The sequence below is a fragment of the Pseudosulfitobacter koreensis genome, assembly GCF_024733015.1.
Taxonomy (GTDB): Bacteria; Pseudomonadota; Alphaproteobacteria; order Rhodobacterales; family Rhodobacteraceae; genus Pseudosulfitobacter; species Pseudosulfitobacter koreensis.
On sequence record NZ_JANKJG010000003.1, the window covers coordinates 87,339 to 113,179 of the forward strand.

At 65.1% G+C, this 25,841-nt stretch carries 25 protein-coding genes; 16 read left to right on the forward strand and 9 right to left on the reverse strand.

What is annotated here, in order from left to right:
* Window positions 1-178 precede the first annotated feature (178 nt).
* The 5 genes from uvrC (at window position 179) to NTA49_RS05915 (ending at window position 4,656) form a co-directional block, all read left to right on the forward strand.
* Window positions 179-2,053, forward strand: a complete 1,875-nt coding sequence (uvrC, locus tag NTA49_RS05895) for an excinuclease ABC subunit UvrC (protein ID WP_258293735.1) — start codon at window positions 179-181, stop codon at window positions 2,051-2,053.
* A gap of 100 nt (window positions 2,054-2,153) precedes the next feature.
* On the forward strand, window positions 2,154-3,317 hold the full coding sequence (locus NTA49_RS05900) for a serine hydrolase domain-containing protein (RefSeq protein ID WP_258293736.1): 1,164 nt from the start codon (window positions 2,154-2,156) through the stop codon (window positions 3,315-3,317).
* Window positions 3,318-3,355: 38 nt separating this feature from the next.
* The gene (gene pgsA, locus NTA49_RS05905) at window positions 3,356-3,961 is read left to right on the forward strand and encodes a CDP-diacylglycerol--glycerol-3-phosphate 3-phosphatidyltransferase (protein ID WP_258293737.1); all 606 of its coding nucleotides are present in this window, start codon (window positions 3,356-3,358) and stop codon (window positions 3,959-3,961) included.
* Window positions 3,961-4,206, forward strand: coding sequence for a molybdopterin converting factor subunit 1 (gene moaD, locus NTA49_RS05910; RefSeq protein WP_258293738.1), 246 nt, complete (start codon window positions 3,961-3,963; stop codon window positions 4,204-4,206). Before pgsA ends, moaD begins: the two co-directional genes overlap by 1 nt.
* Window positions 4,207-4,209: 3 nt before the next feature.
* Window positions 4,210-4,656, forward strand: a complete 447-nt coding sequence (locus tag NTA49_RS05915; protein WP_258293739.1) for a molybdenum cofactor biosynthesis protein MoaE — start codon at window positions 4,210-4,212, stop codon at window positions 4,654-4,656.
* Between the two features lie 48 nt (window positions 4,657-4,704).
* Here the strand turns inward: NTA49_RS05915 and NTA49_RS05920 are convergent, their stop codons facing one another.
* From NTA49_RS05920 to ubiA, 3 genes are all read right to left on the reverse strand, one after another.
* Complete coding sequence (locus tag NTA49_RS05920) at window positions 4,705-5,031, reverse strand: hypothetical protein (protein ID WP_258293740.1); 327 nt, start codon at window positions 5,029-5,031, stop codon at window positions 4,705-4,707.
* Window positions 5,028-6,965 (reverse strand): OmpA family protein, encoded by a 1,938-nt coding sequence (locus NTA49_RS05925; RefSeq protein WP_258293741.1) that lies wholly within the window; start codon window positions 6,963-6,965, stop codon window positions 5,028-5,030. Before NTA49_RS05925 ends, NTA49_RS05920 begins: the two co-directional genes overlap by 4 nt.
* Before the next feature lie 61 nt (window positions 6,966-7,026).
* Entirely contained in the window at window positions 7,027-8,019 is a 993-nt protein-coding gene (gene ubiA, locus NTA49_RS05930) for a 4-hydroxybenzoate octaprenyltransferase (protein WP_258293742.1), read from the reverse strand.
* A gap of 12 nt (window positions 8,020-8,031) precedes the next feature.
* On the opposite strand from ubiA, the gene NTA49_RS05935 reads away from it, so the two are divergent.
* From NTA49_RS05935 to NTA49_RS05945, 3 genes are all read left to right on the forward strand, one after another.
* The gene (locus tag NTA49_RS05935) at window positions 8,032-8,751 is read left to right on the forward strand and encodes a 16S rRNA (uracil(1498)-N(3))-methyltransferase (RefSeq protein WP_258293743.1); all 720 of its coding nucleotides are present in this window, start codon (window positions 8,032-8,034) and stop codon (window positions 8,749-8,751) included.
* Window positions 8,752-8,833: 82 nt separating this feature from the next.
* Window positions 8,834-9,367, forward strand: a complete 534-nt coding sequence (locus NTA49_RS05940; protein ID WP_258293744.1) for a hypothetical protein — start codon at window positions 8,834-8,836, stop codon at window positions 9,365-9,367.
* Window positions 9,368-9,451: 84 nt separating this feature from the next.
* The gene (locus NTA49_RS05945; protein WP_258293745.1) at window positions 9,452-10,822 is read left to right on the forward strand and encodes a glutamate--cysteine ligase; all 1,371 of its coding nucleotides are present in this window, start codon (window positions 9,452-9,454) and stop codon (window positions 10,820-10,822) included.
* Window positions 10,823-10,864: 42 nt separating this feature from the next.
* On the opposite strand, the gene plsY is transcribed toward NTA49_RS05945, so the two are convergent.
* The 4 genes from plsY to NTA49_RS05965 form a co-directional block, all read right to left on the reverse strand.
* Complete coding sequence (gene plsY / locus NTA49_RS05950; RefSeq protein WP_258293749.1) at window positions 10,865-11,473, reverse strand: glycerol-3-phosphate 1-O-acyltransferase PlsY; 609 nt, start codon at window positions 11,471-11,473, stop codon at window positions 10,865-10,867.
* The gene (gene pyrC, locus NTA49_RS05955) at window positions 11,474-12,778 is read right to left on the reverse strand and encodes a dihydroorotase (RefSeq protein WP_261368166.1); all 1,305 of its coding nucleotides are present in this window, start codon (window positions 12,776-12,778) and stop codon (window positions 11,474-11,476) included.
* An 87-nt stretch (window positions 12,779-12,865) separates the two neighbouring features.
* Window positions 12,866-13,381 (reverse strand): hypothetical protein, encoded by a 516-nt coding sequence (locus NTA49_RS05960; protein ID WP_258293751.1) that lies wholly within the window; start codon window positions 13,379-13,381, stop codon window positions 12,866-12,868.
* A 94-nt stretch (window positions 13,382-13,475) separates the two neighbouring features.
* Complete coding sequence (locus tag NTA49_RS05965) at window positions 13,476-14,417, reverse strand: aspartate carbamoyltransferase catalytic subunit (RefSeq protein ID WP_258293752.1); 942 nt, start codon at window positions 14,415-14,417, stop codon at window positions 13,476-13,478.
* Between the two features lie 118 nt (window positions 14,418-14,535).
* Between NTA49_RS05965 and NTA49_RS05970 the strand changes: the two genes are divergently transcribed.
* The 6 genes from NTA49_RS05970 (at window position 14,536) to NTA49_RS05995 (ending at window position 22,248) form a co-directional block, all read left to right on the forward strand.
* Window positions 14,536-15,309 carry a uracil-DNA glycosylase gene (locus NTA49_RS05970; protein WP_258293753.1) on the forward strand — a complete coding sequence of 258 codons (774 nt, stop codon included), beginning with the start codon at window positions 14,536-14,538 and terminating at the stop codon, window positions 15,307-15,309.
* Window positions 15,306-15,902, forward strand: coding sequence for a metallophosphoesterase family protein (locus NTA49_RS05975; protein WP_258293754.1), 597 nt, complete (start codon window positions 15,306-15,308; stop codon window positions 15,900-15,902). Before NTA49_RS05970 ends, NTA49_RS05975 begins: the two co-directional genes overlap by 4 nt.
* Entirely contained in the window at window positions 15,902-16,519 is a 618-nt protein-coding gene (locus NTA49_RS05980) for a LysE family translocator (protein WP_258293755.1), read from the forward strand. Before NTA49_RS05975 ends, NTA49_RS05980 begins: the two co-directional genes overlap by 1 nt.
* Window positions 16,516-17,058, forward strand: a complete 543-nt coding sequence (moaB, locus tag NTA49_RS05985; protein WP_258293756.1) for a molybdenum cofactor biosynthesis protein B — start codon at window positions 16,516-16,518, stop codon at window positions 17,056-17,058. The genes NTA49_RS05980 and moaB overlap by 4 nt, the downstream gene beginning before the upstream one ends.
* Before the next feature lie 103 nt (window positions 17,059-17,161).
* Window positions 17,162-18,622: an efflux RND transporter periplasmic adaptor subunit gene (locus NTA49_RS05990; protein ID WP_258293757.1), complete on the forward strand. Its 1,461-nt coding sequence runs from the start codon at window positions 17,162-17,164 to the stop codon at window positions 18,620-18,622.
* Between the two features lie 2 nt (window positions 18,623-18,624).
* The gene (locus tag NTA49_RS05995; RefSeq protein WP_258293758.1) at window positions 18,625-22,248 is read left to right on the forward strand and encodes an efflux RND transporter permease subunit; all 3,624 of its coding nucleotides are present in this window, start codon (window positions 18,625-18,627) and stop codon (window positions 22,246-22,248) included.
* A gap of 7 nt (window positions 22,249-22,255) precedes the next feature.
* Here the strand turns inward: NTA49_RS05995 and NTA49_RS06000 are convergent, their stop codons facing one another.
* Window positions 22,256-23,065 carry a protein-disulfide reductase DsbD domain-containing protein gene (locus NTA49_RS06000; RefSeq protein ID WP_258293759.1) on the reverse strand — a complete coding sequence of 270 codons (810 nt, stop codon included), beginning with the start codon at window positions 23,063-23,065 and terminating at the stop codon, window positions 22,256-22,258.
* A 145-nt stretch (window positions 23,066-23,210) separates the two neighbouring features.
* Between NTA49_RS06000 and NTA49_RS06005 the strand changes: the two genes are divergently transcribed.
* Window positions 23,211-23,777: a YqgE/AlgH family protein gene (locus tag NTA49_RS06005; RefSeq protein WP_258293760.1), complete on the forward strand. Its 567-nt coding sequence runs from the start codon at window positions 23,211-23,213 to the stop codon at window positions 23,775-23,777.
* An 88-nt stretch (window positions 23,778-23,865) separates the two neighbouring features.
* Window positions 23,866-24,834 carry a DUF3137 domain-containing protein gene (locus NTA49_RS06010; RefSeq protein ID WP_258293761.1) on the forward strand — a complete coding sequence of 323 codons (969 nt, stop codon included), beginning with the start codon at window positions 23,866-23,868 and terminating at the stop codon, window positions 24,832-24,834.
* Between the two features lie 5 nt (window positions 24,835-24,839).
* Here the strand turns inward: NTA49_RS06010 and NTA49_RS06015 are convergent, their stop codons facing one another.
* Window positions 24,840-25,781: an L-threonylcarbamoyladenylate synthase gene (locus tag NTA49_RS06015; protein ID WP_258293762.1), complete on the reverse strand. Its 942-nt coding sequence runs from the start codon at window positions 25,779-25,781 to the stop codon at window positions 24,840-24,842.
* Between the last annotated feature and the right edge of the window lie 60 nt (window positions 25,782-25,841).

The window sequence follows — 25,841 nt, forward strand, 5'->3', positions numbered from 1 at the left end:
AGGACCTCACGATGTGCCTAAAAAATAGGCACATCAGGGAAGCCTGTAAAAACCAACGAAAAATCCGAGACCAGGGAAAGTTGTCCAAAGACTTATCCACAGGAATGGTGGACATCAAACTGCTTGAAGTGTTCGCCTTGTATGGTGCAGCCCGCCCCGCGGAAGATTCGGTTTGAACATGGCGCAGGACGGCAGCGAAACCCCGGCAAAGGTCGAACAGGGCCACAAGGTCATCCAGGCCTATCTCAAGACCATCGACGCCTCGCCGGGTGTTTACCGGATGCTCGATAGCGAAAGCCGCGTGCTCTATGTGGGCAAGGCGCGCAACCTGCGTGCGCGGGTGTCATCCTATGCGCGGCCCACCGGGCACAGCGGGCGGATCGCGCGGATGATCGACAACACTGCGTCGATGATGTTCCTGACCACCCGCACCGAGACTGAAGCGTTGCTGCTGGAGCAGAACCTGATCAAGCAGCTCAAGCCCAAGTACAACGTATTGCTGCGCGACGACAAAAGCTTTCCCAATATCCTGGTCACCGCCGACAAGGATTATCCGCAGATCAAGAAGCATCGCGGCGCGAAGAAGGAAAAGGGTGCCTATTACGGTCCCTTCGCCAGCGCCGGTGCGGTGAACCGCACGCTGAACCAGTTGCAGCGGGTGTTCCTGCTGCGCGACTGTTCCAATTCGATGTTCGAGAGCCGTTCGCGCCCCTGTCTGCAATACCAGATCAAACGCTGCAGCGCGCCCTGTGTGGGCAAGATCAGCCCGGCGGAGTATCAGCAGACCGTGCGCGACGCCGAAAAGTTCCTGTCCGGCAAGTCTACCGATATTCAGGCCCGACTGGGCCGCGATATGGCCGAGGCGTCAGAAAACATGGAGTTCGAACGCGCCGCCGCCCTGCGCGACCGGATCAAGGCGCTGACCCAGGTGCAGACGGCGCAAGGCATCAACCCCAGGAACGTGGACGAGGCGGACATCATCGCCCTGCATCTGGAAAACGGGCAGGCCTGCGTGCAGGTGTTCTTTATCCGGGCGGGGCAGAACTGGGGCAACCACGACTACTATCCGCGCGCCGGTGCGGATGTGGATGCGGCCGAGGTGCTCGAGGCCTTCGTGGGGCAGTTCTACGACACCCGCGAGCCGCCGCGTCAGCTGATCCTGTCCAATCAGGTCGAAAACCCCGATCTGATGGCTGACGCGCTGACGCAGAAACTGGGCCGCAAGGTCGAGCTGCTGGTGCCCCAGCGCGGGGAAAAGGCCGAACTGATCGACAGCGCCCTGCGCAATGCCCGCGAGAGCCTCGCGCGCAAGATGGCCGAGACCGCGACGCAGGCGCGGCTGTTGCAGGGGCTGGCGGATGCGTTCGAACTGCCCAAGCCGCCCGCGCGGGTCGAGGTTTATGACAACAGCCACATTCAGGGCGCGCATGCGGTGGGCGCGATGATCGTGGCGGGCTCTGACGGGTTCATGAAAAACCAGTACCGCAAGTTCAACATTCGCGGCGATGAGCTGACCCCCGGCGATGACTTCGGCATGATGAAGGAAGTGCTGAACCGCCGCTTCAAACGGCTGCTCAAGGAAGATCCGGACCGCAGCCGGGGCATGTGGCCGGACCTTTTGTTGATCGACGGTGGCGCAGGGCAGGTCAGTGCGGTGCGCGAGATCATGGAGGATCACGGCGTCGGCGACATCCCAATGGTCGGCGTCGCCAAGGGGCTGGACCGCGACGCGGGCAAGGAAGAGTTCCACCGCACCGGCAAGACGGTCAAGGCGCTGCGCCACAACGATCCTGTGCTTTATTTCATCCAGCGGATGCGCGACGAGGCGCACCGCTTTGCCATTGGCACGCACCGCGCGAAACGGTCCAAGGCCGTGGGGGCGACACCGCTTGACGATGTGCCGGGCGTGGGTGCTGCGCGCAAACGTGCCCTGCTGGCGCATTTCGGCTCTGCCAAGGCGGTGGGGCGGGCCAACCTCGCGGACCTCAAGGCGGTCGACGGCGTCTCGGCGGCGCTGGCGCAGAAGATTTACGATTATTTCCAGACGGGTTAGCGGCCCTGCGCGCGCAGTAACCTTGCGGCATCGCACAATTCCGTCTTGCCTCTGCCGCGTAATCCTCCGACGCTGCGGAGAAACAACAAAAGGTCCCGACATGTCCCTGATGCAAGGTTTTCCGCCCGCCCCCGAAGATCGCGCCACGCTGGCCAACTGGCGCACCCAGCCGTTCAACGCCTGGTCGTTTCACCATGTGCGCGAAATCGTGCCCTCTGCCGAGATCCGCAACGATCCGGCAAATGTGCGCGTACTGCCCGAGGGCGACACCGACCTGTCCGCCGCCGATCTGGACCACGCTGTCAACGGTATGGCGAACGACGCGCTGGTGATCCTGCACAAGGGCCGTGTGGTGCACGAAAGCTATCGCAACGGCATGACGCGCCACGATCCGCACATCCTGATGTCGGTGTCGAAATCGGTGCTGGGTCTGGTCATGGGCACGCTGGTCGAGCGGGGTGAGGTGGCGCTGGATGACCTGCTGACCAAGCACCTGCCGGAACTGGAGGCTACAGCCTATGCCGGGGCCACCGTGCGTCATGCGCTGGACATGCAGGTGGGCCTGCTGTTCGAAGAGGACTATACGGCGACCGATGGTGTGATCGTCGATTACCGCAAGGCCGCCAACTGGAACCCGCTGGCGGCGGGCGACGTGGCGGGCGATCTGCGCAGTTTCCAAGAGCGGCTGACCGACAGTACGGGGCCGCACGGCGAAACCTTCTACTACGCCTCGCCGGTGACCGACCTTCTGGCCTGGCTGATGGAGCGTGCAACGGGCATCCGCTTTGCCGATCTGGTGTCGCAGCGCCTGCTGGCGCCGATGGGGGCCGAAACTTCGGGTTATATCACCGTCGACCGCTTGGGCGGCGCGCGCGGGGCCGGGGGCATGTGCCTGACCGCGCGCGATCTGGCTCTGGTGGGGCAGTTGATCATCGAGGGCGGCGCGCGCGAGGGCGTGCAGATCATCCCGAAAGGCTGGATCGACGACATCGTGACCAAGGGCGACAACGCCGCATGGATGCGCGGCGATTTCCACGACAAGTTCGAGAACAAAGACATGCATTACCGCGCCAAATGGTACGTGCACCCCGGCGACACGCCGCTGATCCACGGGCTGGGCATTCACGGCCAGTTCGTATTCGTCGATCCGGTGCGCGAACTGTCCATCGCCTGGTTCTCGTCCGAAGACACGCCCACCGATGCGGTCTGGCTGGATCATGTGATGAACGCGGTCGGGCGTATCCGCGCCGCCGTCGCGATCTGACCCTTTTCCATCGGCCCGCAACAGGATACCACGTTGATATGATCTGGAACCTGCCAAATATCCTGACCACATTGCGGTTGCTTGCGGCACCTATGGTCGCGGTGATGTTTCTGTTTTTCCCGCGCTTTTACGCCGACTGGTTTGCGCTGGTGCTGTTCGTGGGGGCGGCCATCACCGATTGGTTCGACGGCTATCTGGCCCGCGCGTGGAAGCAACAGACCAAGCTGGGCGCGATGCTGGACCCCATCGCGGACAAGGCGATGGTGGTGATCGCGCTGATGGTCATCATCGCCTTTTCCAGCTGGAAAGCCTCGCTGGTGCTGCCCGCGACGATGATCCTGTTCCGCGAGGTATTCGTCAGCGGGTTGCGCGAATTCCTGGGCGACGTGGCGGGCACATTGGCCGTGACCAAACTGGCCAAGTGGAAGACGACATTGCAGATGGTCGCCATCGCGGTCCTGTTCTCGCAAGGGGTGTTCGAACATTACAGCGTCTCGGCCGGCGGGCTGGGCTGGAAGCTGATGACCGCCGAATGGTCGGGCCGTATCGGGTTATGGCTGTTGTGGATCGCCGCCGCGCTGACACTGGTCACGGGCTGGGATTACTTTCGCAAGGCATTGCCGCATCTTAAGGAGAACGCCTGATGGATGTGCTGTATTTCGCATGGGTGCGTGAGCGTATCGGCCTGCCGCGCGAACGGATCCAGACCGATGCCGCGACGGTGAACGATCTGGTGGCAGAACTGCGCGCCCGCGAAGACCGCTACGACATGGCGTTTTCCGATCTGGGCGCGCTGCGTGTGGCGCTGGACCAGGAGTTGTCCGACTTTGATGCATCGCTTGCAGGTGTGCGCGAGGTTGCGTTCTTTCCCCCGATGACGGGCGGCTAGGCCATGCGCGTGACGGTGCAGGAGGCTGCGTTCGATCTGGGCGCCGAGAGCAACGCCTTTGCCGCCGGGCACACCGACATGGGCGCCATCGTGACTTTCACCGGCGTCGTGCGCGATCTGCCTGGTGATCCCCTTGTCGCGATGGAGATCGAGCATTACCCCGGCATGACCGAGGCGGCGCTGACCGACATCGCGACCCGCGCGCAGGAACGGTGGCATCTGGGCGACGTGCTGGTGATCCACCGCTATGGCCGGATGGCACCGGGCGAGCCGATCATGATGGTCGCCACCGCCGCCCCGCACCGGCGCGATGCGTTCGAGGCGGCGGAATACCTGATGGATTTCCTGAAATCGCGCGCCCCCTTCTGGAAGCGCGAGATCACTGCCAACGGCGCGTCAGCATGGGTCGAGGCGAAGGATACGGACGAGGATGCGCTGGACCGCTGGTAGGTGTCGGCTGCTCATCGCGCGTAGACATTTCGTCAGCGCCGTTGCCGTTCAGCCCGCCTGTATCCGGTCGATATGGGCGCGCATTTCCTCGGCCTCGTGGCGGGCATCGCGCAGGCCGTCCATCGCGGCACGCAGCTCGGCCTCGGTCTGGCTCAACTGGTTGGTCAGCTCTGCCTCGCGCTGCTGCAGGTAGGTGATCGCCTGATCGCGCGTCTCTTCCGCCTCGTGCAACTCTTGGCTCATCCGGTCCAGTTCTGCCACGTCGCCCGGTGCCACGCGGCTGAAGCGGTGCACCAGCCAGTTTGCAAACCATCCAAGGCAGAATGCCACGAATAGGATGATAGCCGTCGCGATGACGAATTCTGTTCTGCTCATTCCGTCGCGTCCTCTGACGGTTCTGACGCATTGCTGCCTGCTGCGTCTTCGGTGCCGTCTTGCGCTCCGTTATCGCTCGTTTCCGCGATGCTTTCCAGAGTTGTTTGACGCTCGGGCGCACTCGGTTCGGGTCGGATCAGCCAGAATTCGATGCGACGGTTGGCTTCACGGCCCTCTTCGGTGGCGTTGTCCTGAATCGGGCGCTCCTCGCCATAGCCCTTGGCCTCGAAGGTCGAGGTGCGAACACGGCGCGCGCGCAGCTCGTTCAGGACCGACTGGGCGCGGGCCTGGCTGAGCGCAAGGTTCATCTCTTCGCGGCCCTGGCTGTCGGTGTAGCCCTGGATTTCCAGACGCAACTCGCCACAGACCTTCAGCACCTCGGCAATGTCGTCCATCGTGCCAAGCGTGCTTGCGTCGATGGTGGCGCTGCCCGGCTCGAAGTTGATCTTGCTGGCGTCGGTGATGGCCTTGATCTGCGCCTCGCATTCATCCGGTGTCGGGATGGACGCCAGCGGGTCCAGCTTTTCCTGATAGGTCACGTCGATCTCGAAATCTTCGGCCTCGCCCAGCTTGGCCGCGAGCAGCGCCGCGATCTGGCCGCTGGCGTCGGTGCTGCCGGTATTGCCCGAAACGGTCAGCTTGTCGGGTGTGACCGTGACGGCACCGTTCGACAGATGCGACAGCGATTCCAGACCGGCCAGAACGCGGGTGGACCAGTCCGAGGGCAACCCCTCGACGACCCGCGCGGCGGTATAGACCCGGTCCGAACCGAAGCGCGAGCGCGCGTAGCTGTCAGCGATGTTGCGCAGGTTCTCGGTGCTCAGCCGTCCGCGCAATTGCACCTGACCCTCGGGCGACAGGGTGGCCACGAATTCGGGCGGTCCCTGATCGGGGGCCTGGGTCTCGGGCAGCTTGGCATAGAGCGCGAAGACCTCGGGCAGGGCATTTTCCAGCTCGCCCACCACGGTGTCGAATGTATCCTGATCAGTGCCCTCCAGCGCCAGCAGCGTGATGTCGGCATCCGAGAAGGTCACCGACCCGCCGCCGATGGTCGCAAGGGCCGTGATCGCCTGTTCGACCGCCTGCGCCCAGTTGGGCGAGGGCACGCCCATGCCGACGGTGCAGCGGCCCTGCGCGGACAGACCGGCCTTGAGCGCTGCGTTCAGGATGCGCGTGCGTGCCTTGTCGGTGTCGGCGCTGCAGGCGTCGAAACGTGCGCCGTCCTCGTCGATGATGAAGCGCAGCGTGAACGGCGTGATGACGGGGCGGGGCGCCGAGATGTCCAGCATCAGCCGCAGACCGGGAGGGGCGGCGGCCTTCAACGATTTCTCCAGCGCCAGCTTGTCCTTGGCGCTGTCGGTGATCGCGGTGATCGCCACGCGCCCGGCGTTGACCGACACCTTGGCGCGGGGCAGCTGCTCCATCGCGACCAATGCATAGCTCAACGCGTCCTCCCAGCCCTCGGGGGCGGGATAATCGGCGGTCTCGATCAGGTCGGCCACGGGCGTCTCGGACCCGGCCATCGCCGCGAACCGGTCGGTTATGATGTCGCGGTCGGTGCTGGTGGGGATCAGGCCGATGATGGAAATGCCTGCATCATTGCGCAAGATCTCGGCGGAAAACCGGGGCGGGCGTATGGCGTCGGCAACCTCGGCCTCCATGCCGTCGATGACGCGCGCGGCGTCGACCACGGTGCCTGCGGTGGTTAGCGCGGCAAAGCGATCGGCCTCGGACGGGGCGGTGCCCGCCAGCGTCACGGTCAGCCCGTCGGCCTGGACTTCGGCCCAGGTGGCTCCGGCATCGTCCAGCGCGTCGCGCACGCCGATCTCTGACGTTTCCTCGATCAGCTTGACCGAGAAATTTGCAGCCACCACCGACACGGCCGCCGCTGCGACAAAGGTGATGGCGATGATCAGAACCGAACTGAGACGCATGAGGATTCCGTAGGCAGTGACTGGTTGGAACCGTGTTACGCGGCCAACCCCGTGGTTTCAATCATACGAGCAGGCTGGCCCCGAAAAACAAGAGCGGAATCATGCCGGTGTCGCGGTTGGCGCGGAACAGTTGCAGACACTTTCCCGCGTCGCTTGCATCGAAGCCGCGCAGTTGCCAGGCCATGTGCCATCCCATCGCCCAGGGACCGGCAAGTGCGACCACAAGCGCCAGCACCGACGCCTGCGGCAGGCCTGCGAAGATCACCGCGATTCCCATCAGCCCGACGGTGGCCATCAGAAAGCGGCGCAGCCACTGCGGCGACTTTTCCGCAAAGAGACGAGCGGTGGATTTCACCCCGATCAGCGCGTCGTCCTCGGTGTCCTGATGCGCATAGATCGTGTCATAGAACAGCGTCCAAGCGATCCCCGCCAGGTAGAGCACGACGGCAGGTGCGGCCAACGATCCGGTGTGCGCGACCCAGATCATCAGCGCGCCCCAGTTGAACGCGAGCCCCAGGAAGACCTGCGGCCACCAGGTGAACCGCTTGGCGAAGGGATAGATCGCGACCGGTACCAGCGCCAGCACACCCATGCGGATGGCAGCGGCATTGAACGTCAGCAGGATCGCGAAGGCCAGAAGCGCCTGGATGCACATCCACACCATCGCCCCGCGCACGCTGACCTGCCTCGAGGGGATGGGCCGCGACCGCGTCCGCTCGACCGACCCGTCAATGTCGCGGTCGGTGATGTCGTTCCAGGTGCAGCCCGCGCCGCGCATCAAAAATGCGCCGAGCGCGCAGGCTACGACCAACCACAGATCGTGCCAGCGCGGGCTCTGGTCATAGAGTATCGCCAGCGCCAGACCCCACCAGCAGGGGATCAGCAGCAGCCAGGTCCCGATGGGCCGGTCGGCGCGCGACAGGCGCAGATAGGGCCGCGTCCAGGCCGGTGCCCACTGATCCACCCAGTTGCCGCTGACCGCATCGGCGACCGATCCTTGGGCGGTTGCGCTTTCAGCGGCCTCTGCCTCTGGTGTGGCGGGGTTGTCTTGCATATGTATCTGCCCATGAGTGACGCGAAAATCCGCCTTTATGTAGACGCACCCTTGGGGCAGGGGCAAACGGTTCCTCTGAACCGCGACCAGGCGCATTATCTTTTCGGGGTGATGCGGCAGGCCGTGGGGGGCGCCGTGCTGTTGTTCAACGGACGCGACGGCGAATGGCGCGCCGAGATTGCGCAGGCGGGCAAGCGTGGCGGTGAACTGACCTGCGTGGTGCAGACGGCACCCCTGCGGATGCCGCCCGATCTGTGGCTGCTGTTCGCCCCGATCAAGAAGGCGCGCACCGACTTCATCGTGGAAAAGGCCGCCGAGATGGGGGCTGCGCGCATCGTGCCGGTGATGACCGAGTTCACCAACGCAGGCCGCATTCAGCGCGACCGCCTGCAGGCCCACGCGGTCGAGGCGGCAGAGCAATGCGGCGGCACCTATGTGCCGGAAGTGACGGAAGCGGAAAAGTTGGGGCGTCTGCTGGATGGGTGGGACGCGTCGCGGCGCATTCTGTTTTGCGACGAGGCGCTGGTAGGTGACCCGCTGGAATTGCCGCAAGAGCCTGGCCCCTGGGCGATCCTGATCGGACCCGAGGGCGGGTTTTCGGACAGCGAACGCAAGCGACTGCGGGGGGCAGAGTTTGCGCATCCGGTGGCGCTGGGGCCGCGCATATTGCGGGCGGATACGGCGGCTGTGGCGGCGATGACGCTGTGGCAACGCGCCTTGGGGGATTGGTGATGCTGGTGCAATTGGGGCGCTGCCCCCGGCCTGCGGCCTCCCCCGGGATATTTTCGGCCAAAAGAAGCGAAAGGCGTAGGGCATGGCAGTAGGTTTCTTTCGCCCCGAGGCGGTCGCGGCAGTAAAGCGCTGGCGCGAGGCATTGGTCGGCGCGGGGCTTGCCGTGCTGGGCCTGTGGTGGATCATGGGTCCCGGCGGGCTGCTGGCGCTGGTGGGGGCCGGGCTGGTGCTGATCGCGGGCGGTCTGATCCTGATCGGCGTTCAGCGCGGGCGGTTTCGCGGACCCGGCGGCGGTGCCGGTGCGGTGCAGGTCGACGAGGGGCAGATCACGTACTTTGGGCCCCTGACGGGGGGTGCCGTTGCCCTGCGCGAGTTGGAGCGGCTGACGCTGGACCGCGCGATGTATCCGCCGCACTGGCGGCTGGACCAGCACGGATCGCCTGCGCTGATGATACCGGTCAATGCTGCCGGATCGGACGCGCTGTTCGATGCCTTTGCCACCCTTCCGGGCTTGCGGACCGAACGGATGCTGAGCGAACTGGGCGAGGACAGCAAGGCCGCAGTGGTGATATGGGAGCGCGCACCACTGCGTCCGCAGACCATGCGGTTGCATTAGAGCGCATGTTCACGGCCTTGCGCCTTGACACTTCTGCGCACGCCATACACCAAGTCTTGCGACGCATACGAAAGGCCACAGCGCATGTCTATTCCACAGTCCGGCGGCGGGCCGATCGAACATCACGACCAACTGGCGCAATATCTGGCTGACGGCTGCAAGCCCAAGGAAGATTGGCGCATCGGCACCGAACACGAGAAATTCGGCTATATCAAGGACACGCTGGAGCCGCTGCCCTTCGAAGGCAAGCAGTCGATCGTGGCCGTGCTGGAAGGCCTGCGCGACCGCTATGGCTGGTCCGAGGTGCGTGAGGGCGGACACCTGACCGGGCTGGAACTGGACGGCGCCAACGTCTCGCTGGAACCGGGCGGCGCGCTTGAGTTGTCGGGCGCACCGCTGGAGACGATCCACGGCACCTGCGACGAGGTCAACGAACACCTGCGCCAGGTCAAGGACATCGCGGACGAGATCGGCGTCGGTTTCATCGGCCTGGGTGCTGCCCCGATCTGGACCCATGACGAGATGCCGCTGATGCCCAAGGGGCGCTACAAGCTGATGGATGCCTACATGGGCAAGGTCGGGACGATGGGGCGCACGATGATGCGCCGCACCTGTACGGTTCAGGTGAACCTCGATTTCGGTTCCGAGGCGGACATGGTGCAAAAGCTGCGCGTGGCGCTGGCGTTGCAGCCGGTCGCGGTGGCGCTGTTCGCGAATTCGCCGTTCTTCGAGGGCAAGCCCAACGGGCACAAGTCATGGCGCAGCCGCGTCTGGCGCGATCTGGACCCGGCGCGCACCGGCATGCTGCCCTTCGTCTTTGACGAAGGCTTCGGGTTCGAGGCATGGGTGCAATATGCGTTGGATGTGCCGATGTACTTTGTCTACCGCGACGGCAAATATATCGACGCGCTGGGCATGTCGTTCCGCGACTTTCTCAAGGGGCAACTGCCCGCGCTGCCCGGCGAAAAGCCGACGCTGTCGGACTGGGCCGACCATCTGACCACCGCTTTTCCCGAGGCGCGGATCAAGAAGTTCATCGAGATGCGCGGCGCCGACGGAGGCCCGTGGCGGCGTCTGTGTGCGCTGCCCGCCTTTTGGACCGGTCTGATGTACGATCAGGGCGCGCTGGATGCGGCATGGGACCTGGTCAAGGACTGGGATGCCGAAACCCGCGAGGGGCTGCGCGTCGCGGCGTCGATCGACGGGTTGCAGGCCAAGGTCGGCGACGTGTCGATGATGGACATCGCGCGGCAATCGCTGGAAATTTCCAAGGCAGGCTTGCAGGCGCGGGCACGGCCCGGCGCAGGCGGGCTGATCCCCGACGAGACGCATTTCCTGAACGCGCTGCATGAAAGCGTCGAGACCGGGCGCACGCCTGCGGATGAATTGCTGGCGCAGTATCATGGCGACTGGAACGGCGACCTCAAAAGGATCTTTGCCGAATATTCCTATTGATAGTGGCTCTGTCCGGGGTCATCAGCCGCATGGCAGACGACCTCAGGCCTTGCTGCCGATCTTCGGTTCCGTGCCCTGACGGATGCGCGCGATGTTGCCCCGGTGACGCCAGAACACCAGCATGGTCAGCAGGATGCCAAGGATCAGCATCGGGCCGTGACCGGTCAGAACCAGCAGGAACGTCGACATCGCGGCCGCCAGCAGGCCGCCCATCGACGACATGCGCGACACCAGCGCGCCCACGGCCCATGCGATACTGCAGCCCAGACCCACGGGCCATGCCAGCGCCCACATCAGGCCGAGGAATGTGGCCACACCCTTGCCGCCGTTGAAGCGCAGCCAGACCGGATAGCAATGGCCGATCATCGCCGTCAGCGCGGCAAGCTGTGCGGCGTCTTCGCCCGCCAGACTGCGCGCCAGCAGCACGGCGACAACGCCCTTGCCACCGTCCAGCAGCAGCGTCAGCGCCGCGGCGGTCTTGTTGCCCGTGCGCAGAACGTTGGTGGCGCCGATATTGCCCGATCCGATTTCGCGCAGGTTGCCCAGCCCCAAAAGCTGCGTCAGCAGCAGACCGAAGGGGATCGAGCCCAAACCATAGCCGATCAGCGCCCATAGGATCAGGGTGAAGGTGGAACTTTCAATCAGCGGCATTCAGGACCCCGTTTCAAAAACACATGCGCCGTCCACATATGTCGCCAGCACCTTACCCTGCATGCGCTGGCCGTCAAACGGCGTGTTGCGCGACTTTGACCGCAGTGTCGTGCGGTCCATCACGAAGGGGGCGTTGGCGTCGAAGAGCACCAGATCGGCGGGCGCTCCGGCACTCAAACGGCCCGAGGGAAGGCCCAGCCGTTTGGCGGGGTTAAGCGACATCGCGCGCCAGAGGTGCGGCAGGTTGATCTGCTCCGCATGCACCAGCCGAAGGGCGGCAGGAAGGAAGGTTTCCAGGGCGACGGCACCGCTGGCGGCCTCCTCGAACGGCAGGCGCTTGCTCTCTTCGTCCTGCGGCGTGTGCATCGACGAGATGATGTCGATCAGGCCGGAGGCCACGGCTTCGACCACCGCGGTGCGGTCGTCCTCGTCGCGCAGGGGCGGCTTGAGCTTGAAGAAGGTGCGGTAGTCGGCCACGTCCAGCACGTTCAGTGTCAGGTGGTGCACCGAGGTGCCTGCCGTGATGTCCAGACCGTTGGCCTTGGCCCGTTCAAGTGCGGGCAGGGCGCGCGCGGTGGTGATCTGGTCGGCGTGATAGCGCGCGCCGGTCATCTCGATCAGGGCGATGTCGCGGTCCAGCGCCATGCGTTCGGCCATCGGCGTCACGCCGGGCAGGCCGCGCAGCGAGGCGAACTTGCCCGAGGTCACGCAGGAACCGGCGCTCAGGCCGGGGTCCTGCACGTGGGCGATCACCAGCGCACCCAGCGAGCGGGCATAGGTCAGCGCGCGTGAGAACACCTTGGTGTCGGTGACCACATGATCGCAATCGGTGAAGGCGACGGCGCCAGCGTCCAGCAGAAAGCTGATCTCGGTCATCTCGCGGCCCATCCTGCCCTTGGTCAGCGCGGCCATTGGCAGCACGTGAACCGGTGCTGCCTCGCGCGCGCGGCGGATGACGAATTCAAGCGTTTCGGGGTTATCAATCGCCGGATCGGTGTCGGGGCGGGTGACGATGGTGGTGACCCCGCCCGCAGCCGCCGCAGCCCCCGCCGAGCGAAAGCTTTCCTTGTGCCGCTCGCCGGGCTCGCAGACCTTCACGCCGATGTCGACGATGCCCGGAGCGAGGTACTTGCCTGCGCAGTCGATCACGGTGTCTGCGCCGTATTTGGTCGGATTTTCGACAGGGCCGTTCAGGATTTCCCTGATCGTGCCATCTTCGACCAGAAGACCGCCGTCGATGATCTGGCCTGCCTCGGGGTCGATCAGCCTGGCGTTGGTAAAGAGGGTCAGGGTCAAGGGGCGCATCCTCATTCCGGTGTTCCCGACGGCTTTAACGGGGATTGCGGATCAGGGAAAGAGCAAGCGCAGTGCAAATGTCGCCCCGGACAGGCATCACGCCAGCCAGATGACCAAGCCCGTTATCAGAAAGATCACCAGCAGCGCGATCGAGGCTATACGGCCGGACATGGCGGCGTCGGACACAGGTTTGCGGGTCTTTTCCGGACTGCTGTAGAGGTCAGCCGAGGTGCTGGTGATCGTATCGGTCGTGGTCCACTCGGGTGCGGGCGCGCCGAAGGTGCCGATCAGGGTCAGGTCCGGTGTGTCGGGCAGGGACACGTGCAGATCGCGAAACGCCAGCGACAGCACGACCAGCACGTAGCCCTCAAGCGCGCGCAGACGCCCCGCCTGCGGATCAAGCTGGGCACGCGGGATATCGTAGCCGGTGTGCAGATAGTCATCGAGACCCATCTCGCCCAGATCGGCGACACGAAACAGTTCGATGAAATCGGGGTTCAGGTCATCGATGCCCAGCAGGTCCTGGATCGCCTTGATGCCCCCGTCCAGCAGGGCGCGGGCTTCGGCTTCGGTCTTGTTGATAGCGAACAGGCGCAGACGGCCACGTTCCATGGGGGGTATTTCGGCAAGGCTCATCAGGGTGCCCTTTGCGGGTTTGAAAGTGTCTGGTTCAACATATGACGGATGGGCTGCGTGACCAGTGCCCTCAGGCGGCGGCGCGTTCGGCCCGCAGGTTTTGCGCCAGCAGGTCCATCGCGGCCATGCGTACGGCTACGCCCATCTCGACCTGTTCCTGAATGACACTGCGGTTGATGTCGTCGGCCAAGGTTCCGTCGATTTCGACGCCCCGGTTCATCGGGCCGGGGTGCATGACGATGGCGTCGGGCTTGGCATGTGCAAGCTTTTCGGAATCCAATCCAAAACGGTGGTAATACTCACGTTCACTGGGGATAAAGCCGCCGTCCATGCGCTCTTTTTGCAAGCGCAACATCATCACCACGTCGACGTCCTTCAGCCCTTCGGCCATGTTGTCGAACACTTCGACGCCGAACTCCTTGATCCCCGAGGGCATCAGCGTCGGCGGTGCGATCAGGCGGATGCGGTTTTCCATCTTGCCCAGCAGCATGATGTTGCTGCGCGCCACGCGGCTGTGGGCGATGTCGCCGCAGATAGCGATCGACAGCCGGTGCAGACGCCCCTTGGCGCGGCGGATCGTCAACGCGTCCAACAGTGCCTGCGTGGGGTGTTCGTGGCGTCCGTCGCCTGCGTTCAGCACCGCGCAGTTCACCTTCTGCGCCAGCAGATCGACCGCGCCCGATTGCGGATGGCGCACCACCAGCAGATCGGGGTGCATCGCGTTCAGCGTCATCGCGGTGTCGATCAGGGTCTCGCCTTTCTTGATCGACGAGGCCTGCATCGCCATGTTCATCACGTCCGCGCCCAGCCGTTTGCCCGCGATCTCGAAGGATGCCTGCGTGCGGGTCGAGTTTTCGAAAAACATGTTGATCTGGGTCAGCCCCGCCAGCGTTTCGGAGTGTTTCGCGGTGCGGTTCAGGGTGACGTAATCATCCGCCAGATCCAGCAAAGTGGTGATGTCCATGGGGGCAAGCGGCTCGATGCCCAGCAGATGGCGGTGTTTGAAGGTCATTGCGCGCGTCTCCGAAGTTACGGCGCTTTATAGGCAGGCGGCAAGGGGGCGGCAAGCATCGGTGGCCATCTGCGCAACAGGCGTTTTGTCTGGCGGCGGGGCGGCGTAGACTGGCGACATGGAATCACTGAGCTATCAAGACGCCGCCGCGATGCTGGCCTGGCAGGTCGAGCTGGGGGTGGACGAGTGCATCATGGATGCGCCCGTGAACCGCTATGAAACACCTGCCGCTGCGCCGAAGGCGAAGGCCGCCGAGAAAGCGCCCCAGCGCGGGCCGGTGCGGTTTGTCGAACCGGACGTGGATTTGCCTGCGTTGGCACGCGCGGCGGCGGCGCAGGCGGGCGATCTGGCGGCCCTGCGCGCGGCGATTGACGGCTTTGGCCGGTGCGATCTGCAAAAAGGCGCGCGCAATCTGGTGTTCGCCGATGGCGATCCGTCCGCGCGGGTGATGATCGTGGGCGACGTGCCCACCCGCGACGAAGACCGCGAGGGCAAGCCGTTCGTGCGGGCTGACGGTGCCATGCTGGACGCGATGTTCGCGGCCATCGGCATAGGGCGCGGCACTGATGTGCCGGTCTACATGACGCTGGCGCTGCCCTGGCGCACCCCGCAGGACCGCGCGCCCAGCGGCGAGGAAATCACGATGATGGCGCCGTTTCTGGAGCGTCACATCGCGCTGGCCGATCCGGATGTGGTGGTGATCATGGGCAATGTGGCGGCGCAGGCGCTGCTGGGCAAACCCGGCATCACGCGGATGCGCGGCACCTGGGCCGAGGTCTGCGGCAAGCCCGCGATGCCGATGTTCCCGCCCGCCCATCTGCTGCGCAACCCGCTGGCCAAACGCGAGGCCTGGGCCGATCTGCTGGAGATAAAGGCCAGGTTGACCGCATGAAGATCCTCGCCTTTTCCGACCTGCACCACGCCCGTGCCCGTGCCGCCGATCTGGTCGCCGCAAGCGCCGGTGCCGACCTGGTCATCGGCGCGGGCGACTATTGCAACATGCGTCAGGATTTGCAGGGCGCCATGGCGCTGCTGGACGGGATCAAGGCGCCGATGGTGTTGGTTCCCGGCAATGCCGAAAGCGCCGATGAGCTGCGCGCCGCCGCCCCGCGTGCGACGGTGCTGCATGGGACGGGCTGCAAGATCAACGGTTTGCGCCTGTTCGGTCTGGGCTGCGGCATCCCGCCCACGCCCTTCGGCGAATGGTCGTGCGATCTGGACGAAGGCGCGGCCGAGGCGATGCTTGCAGGCTGCGACGGGGCAGATATCCTGATCTGCCATTCCCCGCCCAAGGGTGCGGTGGACGTGACCAGTGGTGGCATGTCGGTGGGATCGACTGCCGTGCGGGCCGCGGTGGAGCGGGTGCAGCCAGAGCTGATGCTCTGCGGGCATATCCACGACTGCTGGGGTCAGGAAAGCTTGATCGGTGCAACCCGCGTGGTCAATCTGGGGCCTACGGTGAACTGGTTCGAGGTCGAGGGATGATGACCGAATGGATCACTTTGCTGGCCTTCGTGCCTGCGGCGCTGGCGCTGAACCTGACACCGGGGGCGGACATGATGTTCTGTCTGGGGCAGGGGCTGAGGTCGGGTCCAAAGGCCGCAGTGGCTGCCAGTGCGGGGATCTCGCTCGGCGCGTTCATTCACACCGGATTGGCGGGTCTGGGTCTGGGTGCCGTGGTCGCGACGGTGCCCGGCGCATTCGAGGTGATACGCTGGGCAGGTGTCGCCTATTTGCTGTTCCTGGCCGTGCAACTGCTGCGTGGCGATGACGCGAAACGCAGCAAGGTCGGGGGCATGAGTGTCGTGCGGGCCTTTCGCACAGGGCTGGTGGTCAACCTGACCAATCCAAAGGTGATCCTGTTCGTGGTTGCCTTTCTGCCCCAGTTCGTGCGTCCCGAGGGGCCGCCGGTACTGGTGCAGTTCCTGATACTGGGTGCCGTGATGGCGCTGGGCGGTTTCGTGATCAACGGTGCGGTAGGCATCTTTGCCTCGGGCCTCGGCGCACGGCTGGCGCGGGGCAGCCGCATCCTGGACTATGTAACCGGTGGCATTTTCGCGGCACTCGCGCTGCGGCTGGCCCTGTTGGAGCGCAGCGCATGAGCCGTATCGACGAGACCATTGAATTCATCCCCGTCCGCATCGCGGTGCTGACCGTCAGCGACACGCGGCAACTGGCCGATGACCGGTCTGGTGACGTATTGGTGGACCGGATCGCGGCGGCGGGTCACGTTCTGGCCGACCGCAAGATCATCGCGGACGAGCGCGCCGAGATCGCAGCACAACTGCGCGCATGGTGCGCCGATCCGCAGATCGACGTGGTGATCAGTACAGGCGGCACCGGCCTGACGGGCCGCGATGTCACGGTCGAGGCGCACCGCGATGTCTATGAAAAGGAAATCGACGCCTTCGGCACCGTCTTCACCATCGTAAGCATGAACAAGATCGGCACCAGCGCGGTTCAAAGCCGCGCGACGGGGGGCGTCGCGGGCGGCACCTATCTGTTTGCACTGCCCGGCAGCCCCGGTGCCTGCAAGGACGCCTGGGACGAGATATTGCTGAAACAACTCGATTTCCGGCACCGTCCCTGCAATTTCGTGGAAATAATGCCGCGTCTGGACGAACATCTGCGACGGAAATGAAATCGTGCCGCGTAACAGTGTCGTGCACCGGGGGTTTCCCGGTGCCGATGCGCGCTATGATAACAGCCTCTGACACGATGCAGGGGCATATAGGTATGGACACATGCGGTTTCTGAGGCAAAGCCTGATCGGTCTGGTTCTGACGGCATTAACGCTGGCCCTTCTGGTTTATGCGGGCGATCTTCTGCGCGGTGCCGTGCAGGAGCGCCTCTCGCGCGAGACCAAGGCACCGCCTGCCCGCGAACGGACGTTTTCGGTCAACCTGGTGCTGGCGCAGGCGGATGACGTGGTGCCGGTGCTGGAGACCTTCGGTCAGGTCCAGTCGCGCCGCACGCTTGAGTTGCGCGCTGCTGTCACCGGGCGCGTGGTAGAGATGGCCGATAGCTTCGAGGATGGCGGCATCGTGCGCGCGGGCGAGGTTCTGTTGCGGATCGACCCCGCCGATGCGCAATCGGCTCTGGATCGGGTGCAGGCCGATATTTCTGACGCCAAAGCCGATTTGCTGGACGCGCAGCGCACGTTGGATCTGGGCCGCGACGATCAGGCAGCCGCGCAGGAACAGGCAGACCTGCGCGAACGGGCATTCCAGCGGCAGGTCGATCTGGAAGAACGCGGAGTGGGCACCGCCGCCGCCGTGGAAACCGCCGAACTGGCCGCGTCGTCCGCGCGCCAGGCGGTGCTGTCGCGCAGGCAGGCCGTGACTGCAGCCGAGGCGCGGATAGATCAGGCGCAAACCACCCTGCAACGCACCGAGATTGCGCTGGCCGAGGCAGAGCGCCGTCTGGCAGATACGACCTTGCGCGCGCCGTTCGACGGCACGCTGAGTCTGACGAACGTGACATTGGGGCGGCTGGTTTCAGCGAATGAAAAGCTGGCCGATCTGATCGACCCCGACGCGCTGGAGGTGTCGTTTCGGCTGTCCACCGCGCAATATGCGCGGCTGCTGGACGATGCAGGCGATCTGCTGAATGCGCCCGTCACGGCCACGCTGGATGTCGCAGGCATCGACTTAAGCGCTAGGGGCATGATTACCCGTGTCAGCGCCGATGCGGGCGAAACCCAGACCGGGCGTCTGGTCTTTGCCCGGCTCGACAGCGCGCGGGGATTCAAACCCGGCGACTTCGTGACCGTCGCGGTGCAGGAGCCTGTGCTGACGCAGGTTGTCCGGCTGCCAGCATCAGCCCTTGGCGCTGACGGATCGGTGCTGGTCCTAGGCGAAGGCGACCGGCTGGAGACCGTGCCCGTGACCCTGCTGCGCCGTCAGGGCGACAGCGTTCTGGTGCGCGGCGATGAATTGCAGGGCCGCGAGGTGGTCGAGGCACGCTCGCCCTTGCTGGGCGCGGGCATTGCCGTGACACCGCTGCGCGCGGGCCTTCAGGATGCGGCCCCGTCCACGTCCGACATGCTTGAACTCAGCGTGGAACGCCGCGCGCGGTTGGTGGCCTTCGTCGAGGCCAATGACCGCATGCCGCAAGAGGCCAAGGCGCGTGTGCTGGCGCAACTGGCCGAACCGCAGGTGCCCGCGCAAATGGTCGCGCGCATCGAAAGCCGGATGGGCGGCTGAGCATGGCGCGCGCGATCCCCGCCGCCGCCGGCGGCATCCTCAGCTATTTCACCCGCCACCGGACCTTGGCGAACCTGTTGCTGGTCCTGATGCTGGCGGCGGGGGCCTTCGCCGCGCCGAACATGCGGGCGCAGTTCTTTCCCGACGTGATCATCGACAACGTCACCGTCAGCGTACGCTGGGACGGTGCAGGGGCCGACGACGTGGACGCAGGCATCGTGCAGGTGCTTGAGCCTGTGTTGCTGGCGGTCGAGGGTGTGGAAGGTTCGCAATCGAGATCGACCGAAGGCAGTGCGTCTATCACGCTGGAGTTCGAGCCGAACTGGGACATGGCCCGCGCCTCGGTCGACGTTCAGACGGCGGTGGATGCAATCACCACGCTGCCGGACGAGGCCGAGGAGCCATCGGTGCGGCGCGGTGCCTGGCGCGACAGGGTGACCGATGTGGTCATTACCGGCCCCGTGGCGCCGCAGCAACTGGGGCAGTTCGCCGATGAGCTGGTGACGCGTCTCTTTGCCGAAGGGGTCACCCGCACCAGCATCCAGGGCGTTGCCGCCCCGCAGGTTCTGGTCGAGGTGCCCTCGGCCCGGCTGATTGCCTATGACGTTACAATGGCAGAGATCGCAGCGGCCATCGCTGCAGAGGTCGATGCCGATCCGGCGGGGGATGTGGCCGGGGCCAACGCACGGGTGCGCACCGGCACCGCCAAGCGCAGCGCGCAGGAGATCAGCGGCATCGTGCTGCGGTCGAACGCGGACGGCTCCAAGCTGACCATCGGCGATGTCGCCCGCGTCGAGCAGAGCGGTATCGACCGCGCGCGCGGCTATTTTGTCGGGCCGAACCCTGCGGTCACGATCCGCGTCGACCGCACCGACCGCGGCGACGCCATCGCGATCCAGCACCGGGTCGAAGAGGTGGCCGCGGCGCTGGAGGCGACATTGCCCCCCGAGGTCAAGGTCGAGCTGATCCGCACCCGCGCCGAGGCGATATCGGGGCGCCTGAACATCCTTATCGACAACGGGCTGGTCGGTCTGGCTCTGGTCGTGGCGCTGCTGTTTTTGTTCCTGAACGCGCGCACCGCGATCTGGGTTGCGGCGGGCATTCCGGTGGCGATGATGGCGGCGATTGCGCTGATGTACGTGGGCGGCCTTACCATCAACATGGTCTCGCTGTTCGGACTGATCATCACGCTGGGGATCGTGGTCGATGATGCCATCGTGGTGGGCGAACATGCCGATCACCGTGCGCGCTATTACGGCGAATCCCCGGTGGTCGCCGCCGAGACGGCGGCACAGCGCATGGCGATGCCGGTCTTTGCCGCCACGCTGACCACGGTGATCGCGTTCTTCGGGCTGGTGGCGGTGGGGGGGCGTTTTGGCGACCTGATCCGCGACATTCCTTATACCGTGATCGTGGTGCTGATCGCCTCGCTGGTCGAATGTTTCCTGATCCTGCCGCACCATATGTCCCATGCGATCCGGCCGGACGGACAGTCGCAGTTCAGCCTGGGCAAGCTGGCGGTCGGGCTGGTCACAGGGGCGCTGTTCATCGGCGGTGGCGCGATCCTGGTCTGGGCGCTGGTCACCAAGCCAGAGGGCGGCGTTTGGGGCGCGATCGTCTGGGATGGCCTGCGCATGGCCGCCTATACGCTCGCCGCAGTGGCGGTCTTGTTCCTGCTGTCGCCGCGCCGGATCAAGGCTGTTGTGGTGCAGCGCATCGGCACGGCGGGCATCGACCTGCCGTCGAAGATCGTCAACCGGGGCTTTGAATGGCTGCGCGAGCGGCTGTTCCGCCCCTTCATGGCCGGTGTGATCCATGCGCGCTACGTGGTGCTGGCCGGTGTTGTGGCCGTGCTGGCCAGCCAGGTGGCGCTGCTGATCACCGGCGAGGTGCAGTGGCGGTTCTTCAACTCGCCCGAGCAGGGCACGGTCAGCGGCAACTTCGCCATGGCCGAAGGCGCGACGCGCGAAGACACCATCGAGATGATGCGCGAGATGCAGCGCGCGACCGAGGCGCTTGGCGCCTCCTATGCCGAGCGCTATGGCCGCAACCCTCTGGATTACGTCATCGCCGAGATCGGCGGCAACGCCGGGCGCGGGCTGGCAGGGGTAGACACCAAGGACCCCGATCTGCTGGGCGGTATCTCGATCGAATTGATCGACGCGGACCTGCGGCCCTATTCGTCCTTTGCCTTTGTCGCGGAACTGCAAGAGGCGGTTGTGGCGCACCCTCAGGCCGAGACTGTCAGCTTTCGAGGCGGGCGTTCGGGCCCTGGGGGCGATGCGCTGGACGTGCAGTTCTTCGGGGCCAGCACCGATGTGCTCAAGGCCGCGTCCGAGGACCTGAAGCGCGCAATGCTGCAATACCCCGAGGTCAGTGCTGTCGAAGACAATCTGGCCTATGACAAGGAAGAGCTGATCCTGGACCTGACCGCGCAAGGCCAGGCGCTGGGCTTTACCATCGACACGCTGGGCAGTGCCCTGCGCAGCCGTCTGAACGGGATCGAGGCCGCGACCTATCCCGACGGGCCGCGCAGTGCCACGATCCGGGTCGAACTGCCCGAGGACGAGCTGACGGCGGATTTTCTGGAGCGTACTCAATTGCGCACCACGGCGGGCAGCTATGTTCCGCTGGCCGATATCGTCAGCGTCACCCGGCGCACCGGGTTTTCCACCGTGCGCCGCGAGAACGGCATTAGGCTGATTTCGGTCACCGGTGACATTTCCGAAGACGACCCCGCCCGCGCCGCCGAGATCAACCGCGCGCTCGTGACCGACATCTTGCCGCGCATCGCCTCCGAGCGGCAGGTGGAATTCCGACTGGCGGGCCTGAGCGAGCAGGAGGACACCTTCCTGAGCGATGCGCTGAGCGGCCTCATCATGTGCCTGACCGGCATCTACCTTGTGCTGGCCTGGGTCTTTGCCAGCTGGACAAGGCCCACGGTGGTGATGGCGGTCATTCCCTTCGGACTGGTCGGCACGATCTATGGCCATGCCCTGTGGGAGGTGCCGCTGAGCATGTTCACCGTGGTAGGGCTGCTGGGGATGACCGGGATCATCATCAACGATTCCATCGTGTTGGTGACCACCATCGACGAATATGCCGCCGAGCGCGGGCTGATCCCGTCGATCATCGACGGTGCGGCGGACCGGCTGCGCCCGGTGATGCTGACGACGCTGACGACGGTGCTGGGCATGGCGCCGCTGCTATACGAGCAATCGCAGCAGGCGCAGTTTCTGAAACCCACGGTGATCACGCTGGTCTATGGCCTGGGCTTTGGCATGGTGCTGGTCCTGCTGGTGGTGCCTGCGCTGATCGCGGCACAGCACGACATGTCGCGGCAGGTGCGCGCGATGCGGCGGGGCCTGCGCGCGCGCGGTCTGCGGCTGGTGCTGGTGCCCTTGTGGGCCGCCGTGCTGGCGTGGGGCGCGGCAACGGTGGGGCACGTGGCAGTAGCGGGCACGGTATGGCCCCCGCTGGCATTGTTGTGGCCTTCGGCGTCAGTGCTGTCGCCCTGGGCAGCAGCACTGGCGCTGTTCGCGGCGGGTCTCTTGGGGGCTGCGATACTGGTCTATGCGCTGGCGGCAGCCGCCTTTCAGCTGCTGCGTGCGCGACGCGCGGCCTGAGCCACGCTTAGTCTGCGGTGCAGCCCTGGATGTCGACCGCGTGCTGGCTGCCCAGAACGGTGATGCGCATGGCGCTGCGGTTCACCGCAAAGGGGTGTCCGGCGGTGTGCAGCATCTGTGCGGTGGCGGTGATCCAGCCGCCGCTGCGGGTGGTCTCGGCCTCTGATGTCCAGACATCGGGGATGTTCGGCTCGATCACCGCGACTTCGGCACCGCCCGAAGAGGGCATCTGCACCCGCACCGTCACTTCCATGCCGCCTGCCACGGGCCGCAGCGCACAGGTGGCGGCGACGACGCCCGCCTCGCGGCGCGAGAACGGCGATTGCGCAAGTGCGGCGGCAAGCGTCGGCACCGGCTTGACGGCTGCGGCGTCCAAAGTGGTGTCAAAGTCGAGCTGATAGGGCACGCAGATCTCCGAACAGACCCCCAGATCCATCTGCATGCGCATCCGCACCGGCTGGCCCGGCGATCTGGGCTGGATGTGCAGCGGGATCACCACGCGGTCCTTGTACCCGATCGAGCGCATGCCGTTCTGGTGGAACACGTGCGGCGTGGGCCATGTGATCGCCACGCTGCCGACATTGCGCGCGCGGCTCCAGTCGAACTGCGGCGGGATGCCTGCGTCACCGGGACTGCGCCAGTAGGTTTTCCAACCCGGCTTGAGCTGCAGGTCAAGTCCCGCAACCAGCCGCCCGTCGGGCAACGTCCAGCCCTGGATCACCTGACCGGAAATGGGATCGTCCTGCGCCATGGCAGGCGACAGACCGCCAAGGGCGGCCAGCATCAGGGCGGCAATCAGGGAACGGGTGCGCTTCATGATCGTTTTGTGGCGTGGGGCTCGCGCAAAGCCAAGTCACTTTTTCATCAGGCTTTGTTTCGCTCAGCGGCTCAGACTGCCCCTTGCGCGCAGGCGGAGCTATCCCCATTCTGAAGCGGATGACATTCACAGCAGCGGGACGGCAATGACGGATCAAGGCATGGAAATGACGGGCAAGCTTTTGTTGGCGATGCCGGGTATGGACGACATGCGGTTCGATCATTCGGTGGTGTTTGTCTGCGAACACTCCGACAAGGGTGCGATGGGGCTGATCGTCAACAAGCCTGCGCAGGATCTGGCGCTGGGCGAGGTGCTGGAACAGCTTGATATCGAGGTCACACCGGACGTGCGCCAGATGCCGGTGCATTTCGGCGGCCCGGTCGAGACCTCGCGCGGCTTTGTGCTGCATTCGGGCGACTACAGGTCGCAACTGCAAACGCTGGAGATCGGCGAAGGCTTCGGCATGACCGCGACGCAGGACATTCTGGAAGACATCGGGCGCGGTGAGGGCCCCGAGCATGCGCTGATGATGCTGGGCTATGCCGGCTGGGGGCCTGGGCAGCTGGAGCAGGAGATATTGGCCAACGGCTGGCTGACCTGCGACGCGCGCGCTGATCTGGTCTTTGGCGACAGTTCCGGAAAATGGCAGAGCGCGCTGAAATCGCTGGGCGTCGATCCGCTGGGCCTGTCAGGTACTGCCGGACGCGCCTGAGCGCGCCCCTTGGGGACAATCTAAAATCGTTGCGTTTCTGGCGGCGCGGTTGCACTCCTATTGTGCGCGCACCTTGGGGATTGACAGGATGGCAGGGTTTACCTTCATCGAACATGGTGACCACGAGCGTGGCTTTGCCGCAGTCTATGACCGCGAGATCGCTCCGTTCCTGCGCGAAAAAGAAGAGGTGCGCGCGGCAGCGGTGCGGCGCAGCCAGCTTTGGACAGGGGCGGTGTTCGGCATCTCGGTGGTGCTGGCCCTGCTGGCGTTCAGGGTGCATCCCATGCTGCCGCTCTTTCCGCTGGTCTTTGGCGGCGCCGCGGCCTTGTTCCTTTATCTGACGCGCGGCGAAAAGATCAGTGCCGAGGTGACGCATTTCATCCGCCCGGTGATATGCAGCTTTTTCGACGACATGACCTTTTCGGAGACCGAAGCCGAGGGCGGCTTTCCCAAACGCAGGCTTGAGGCATTGGGCATCGTTCCGCGCGCCGACGAAAGTACCATTGGCCCCTCTATCAGGGGGGTGTGGCGGGGCATCGGCTACACAGTGACCAAGGCATCCTTTCGCGATGCCTACCGCGACAGCGCCAGCGACAACAGGACGCGGCGCACCCATCTCTTTGGTGGCATTGTCCTCAAGATTGACTGTCTGGAGGACATGCCGACCATCGTTTTTTGCCCCGACCTTGGTGGTGCGATGAATGCGGTGATGAAATGGGCGACGCCCGATCTGCCCCCCTTCAGGTTCGAATTTCCCGATGCGAGGGTCGAAGAGGTGTTCGAGGTCTATACCGATGATCCAGATCTGGCCCGCAAGCGGTTGCATCAAGGCTTTGGCGAAAGGTTGCTTGGCTTTGCGCGCGACTATCAGGCGTCAAAGACCTTTATCGCGGCGGCCTTTCAGGGGCGCGCGTTTTATCTGGCAATTGATCTGCCCCATGACTTCATGAATTTCGACGTGGCCAGCCGCCCCCTGGACGCTTGCAACGCCAAGATACACAAGGCGTTGGACGATCTGATGATCCCGCGCCGCATCATCGACATCCTGCTGGGCTGACCGCATCAACGCGGCGCTGCGGCCCGCGCAAGACGGTCGTTGATGGCCACGCCCAGCCCCTTGTGCGGGATCGGCGCGACGGCGATGGATTTGCCCATGCGGTCCAGCCGGTGCAGCGCATCAAACAGCGTCGCTGCCGCCTCGGCCAGATCGCCCGCTGCACTCAGGGTGATGTCGCCCGCGATTGCGCCGAAGCCCAGCAAGACCTCGCCTGGGGCAGCCTCGGTCGCGTTCAGGCGCACCGCGGCACCGGGGGCGTAATGCGAGGCCAGCTGGCCCGGTGCGGTGATCGCGTCGCCGCTGTGCTGTGACAAGGGCGTGCCGAGTGCCGCCTCGATCGCCTCGGACGGAAGCCCGCCGGGGCGCAGCAGGGTCGGCGCCCCGGCCAGCGACAGGATCGTGCTTTCGACGCCGACGGGGCAGGGGCCATCGTCGAGCACGGCGGCGATGCGACCTGACAAACCGTCAAGCACGTGTTGCGCAGTCGTGGGGCTGATCCGCCCTGAGATATTGGCCGACGGGGCCGCCACCGGCACCTTTGCCGCACGCAGCAGCGCTTGTGCAGTTGGGTGGTGCGGCACGCGGATCGCGACGGTATCCAGACCCGCCGTTACCAGCGACGACAGCCCGTGCCCCGTAGCCAGCGGCAGCACCAGCGTCAGCGCACCGGGCCAGAAGGCTGCGGCCAGCCGGTCGGCAGTGTCGCTCCACTGCGTCAGCGCGCGCGCAGCCGCCACGTCTGGCACGTGCACGATCAGCGGGTTGAAGCTGGGACGTCCCTTGGCCGCATAGATGCCCGCCACCGCCTGCCCGTTGCGCGCGTCAGCCCCAAGGCCATAGACCGTTTCCGTGGGAAAGGCGACCAGTGCACCGTCAACCAGCAGCGCGGCTGCAGTTTCAATACCTTGCGCATCGGGGTGCAAATGAAGGGTTTCGGTCAGTGTCATATGATCGTTGCGTGACGCCGCGTTGGGGTTGCCATAGGGGGGGCGGAAAGCCCATGTTAC

Bases quoted from the DNA above. Each gene is read 5' to 3' on its own strand.
- ubiA (WP_258293742.1), bottom strand. From the start codon at position 8,019: ATGCAAGACAACCCCGCCACACCAGAGGCAGAGGCCGCTGAAAGCGCA.
- uvrC (WP_258293735.1), top strand. From the start codon at position 179: ATGGCGCAGGACGGCAGCGAAACCCCGGCAAAGGTCGAACAGGGCCAC.
- NTA49_RS05975 (WP_258293754.1), top strand. From the start codon at position 15,306: ATGAAGATCCTCGCCTTTTCCGACCTGCACCACGCCCGTGCCCGTGCC.
- NTA49_RS05980 (WP_258293755.1), top strand. From the start codon at position 15,902: ATGACCGAATGGATCACTTTGCTGGCCTTCGTGCCTGCGGCGCTGGCG.
- NTA49_RS06005 (WP_258293760.1), top strand. From the start codon at position 23,211: ATGACGGATCAAGGCATGGAAATGACGGGCAAGCTTTTGTTGGCGATG.
- NTA49_RS05940 (WP_258293744.1), top strand. From the start codon at position 8,834: ATGGCAGTAGGTTTCTTTCGCCCCGAGGCGGTCGCGGCAGTAAAGCGC.
- NTA49_RS06010 (WP_258293761.1), top strand. From the start codon at position 23,866: ATGGCAGGGTTTACCTTCATCGAACATGGTGACCACGAGCGTGGCTTT.
- NTA49_RS06000 (WP_258293759.1), bottom strand. From the start codon at position 23,065: ATGAAGCGCACCCGTTCCCTGATTGCCGCCCTGATGCTGGCCGCCCTT.
- NTA49_RS06015 (WP_258293762.1), bottom strand. From the start codon at position 25,781: ATGACACTGACCGAAACCCTTCATTTGCACCCCGATGCGCAAGGTATT.
- NTA49_RS05900 (WP_258293736.1), top strand. From the start codon at position 2,154: ATGTCCCTGATGCAAGGTTTTCCGCCCGCCCCCGAAGATCGCGCCACG.
- NTA49_RS05945 (WP_258293745.1), top strand. From the start codon at position 9,452: ATGTCTATTCCACAGTCCGGCGGCGGGCCGATCGAACATCACGACCAA.
- plsY (WP_258293749.1), bottom strand. From the start codon at position 11,473: ATGCCGCTGATTGAAAGTTCCACCTTCACCCTGATCCTATGGGCGCTG.
- NTA49_RS05935 (WP_258293743.1), top strand. From the start codon at position 8,032: ATGAGTGACGCGAAAATCCGCCTTTATGTAGACGCACCCTTGGGGCAG.
- moaD (WP_258293738.1), top strand. From the start codon at position 3,961: ATGGATGTGCTGTATTTCGCATGGGTGCGTGAGCGTATCGGCCTGCCG.
- NTA49_RS05920 (WP_258293740.1), bottom strand. From the start codon at position 5,031: ATGAGCAGAACAGAATTCGTCATCGCGACGGCTATCATCCTATTCGTG.
- NTA49_RS05915 (WP_258293739.1), top strand. From the start codon at position 4,210: ATGCGCGTGACGGTGCAGGAGGCTGCGTTCGATCTGGGCGCCGAGAGC.
- pgsA (WP_258293737.1), top strand. From the start codon at position 3,356: ATGATCTGGAACCTGCCAAATATCCTGACCACATTGCGGTTGCTTGCG.
- NTA49_RS05965 (WP_258293752.1), bottom strand. From the start codon at position 14,417: ATGACCTTCAAACACCGCCATCTGCTGGGCATCGAGCCGCTTGCCCCC.
- NTA49_RS05995 (WP_258293758.1), top strand. From the start codon at position 18,625: ATGGCGCGCGCGATCCCCGCCGCCGCCGGCGGCATCCTCAGCTATTTC.
- moaB (WP_258293756.1), top strand. From the start codon at position 16,516: ATGAGCCGTATCGACGAGACCATTGAATTCATCCCCGTCCGCATCGCG.
- NTA49_RS05990 (WP_258293757.1), top strand. From the start codon at position 17,162: ATGCGGTTTCTGAGGCAAAGCCTGATCGGTCTGGTTCTGACGGCATTA.
- pyrC (WP_261368166.1), bottom strand. From the start codon at position 12,778: ATGCGCCCCTTGACCCTGACCCTCTTTACCAACGCCAGGCTGATCGAC.
- NTA49_RS05960 (WP_258293751.1), bottom strand. From the start codon at position 13,381: ATGGAACGTGGCCGTCTGCGCCTGTTCGCTATCAACAAGACCGAAGCC.
- NTA49_RS05925 (WP_258293741.1), bottom strand. From the start codon at position 6,965: ATGCGTCTCAGTTCGGTTCTGATCATCGCCATCACCTTTGTCGCAGCG.
- NTA49_RS05970 (WP_258293753.1), top strand. From the start codon at position 14,536: ATGGAATCACTGAGCTATCAAGACGCCGCCGCGATGCTGGCCTGGCAG.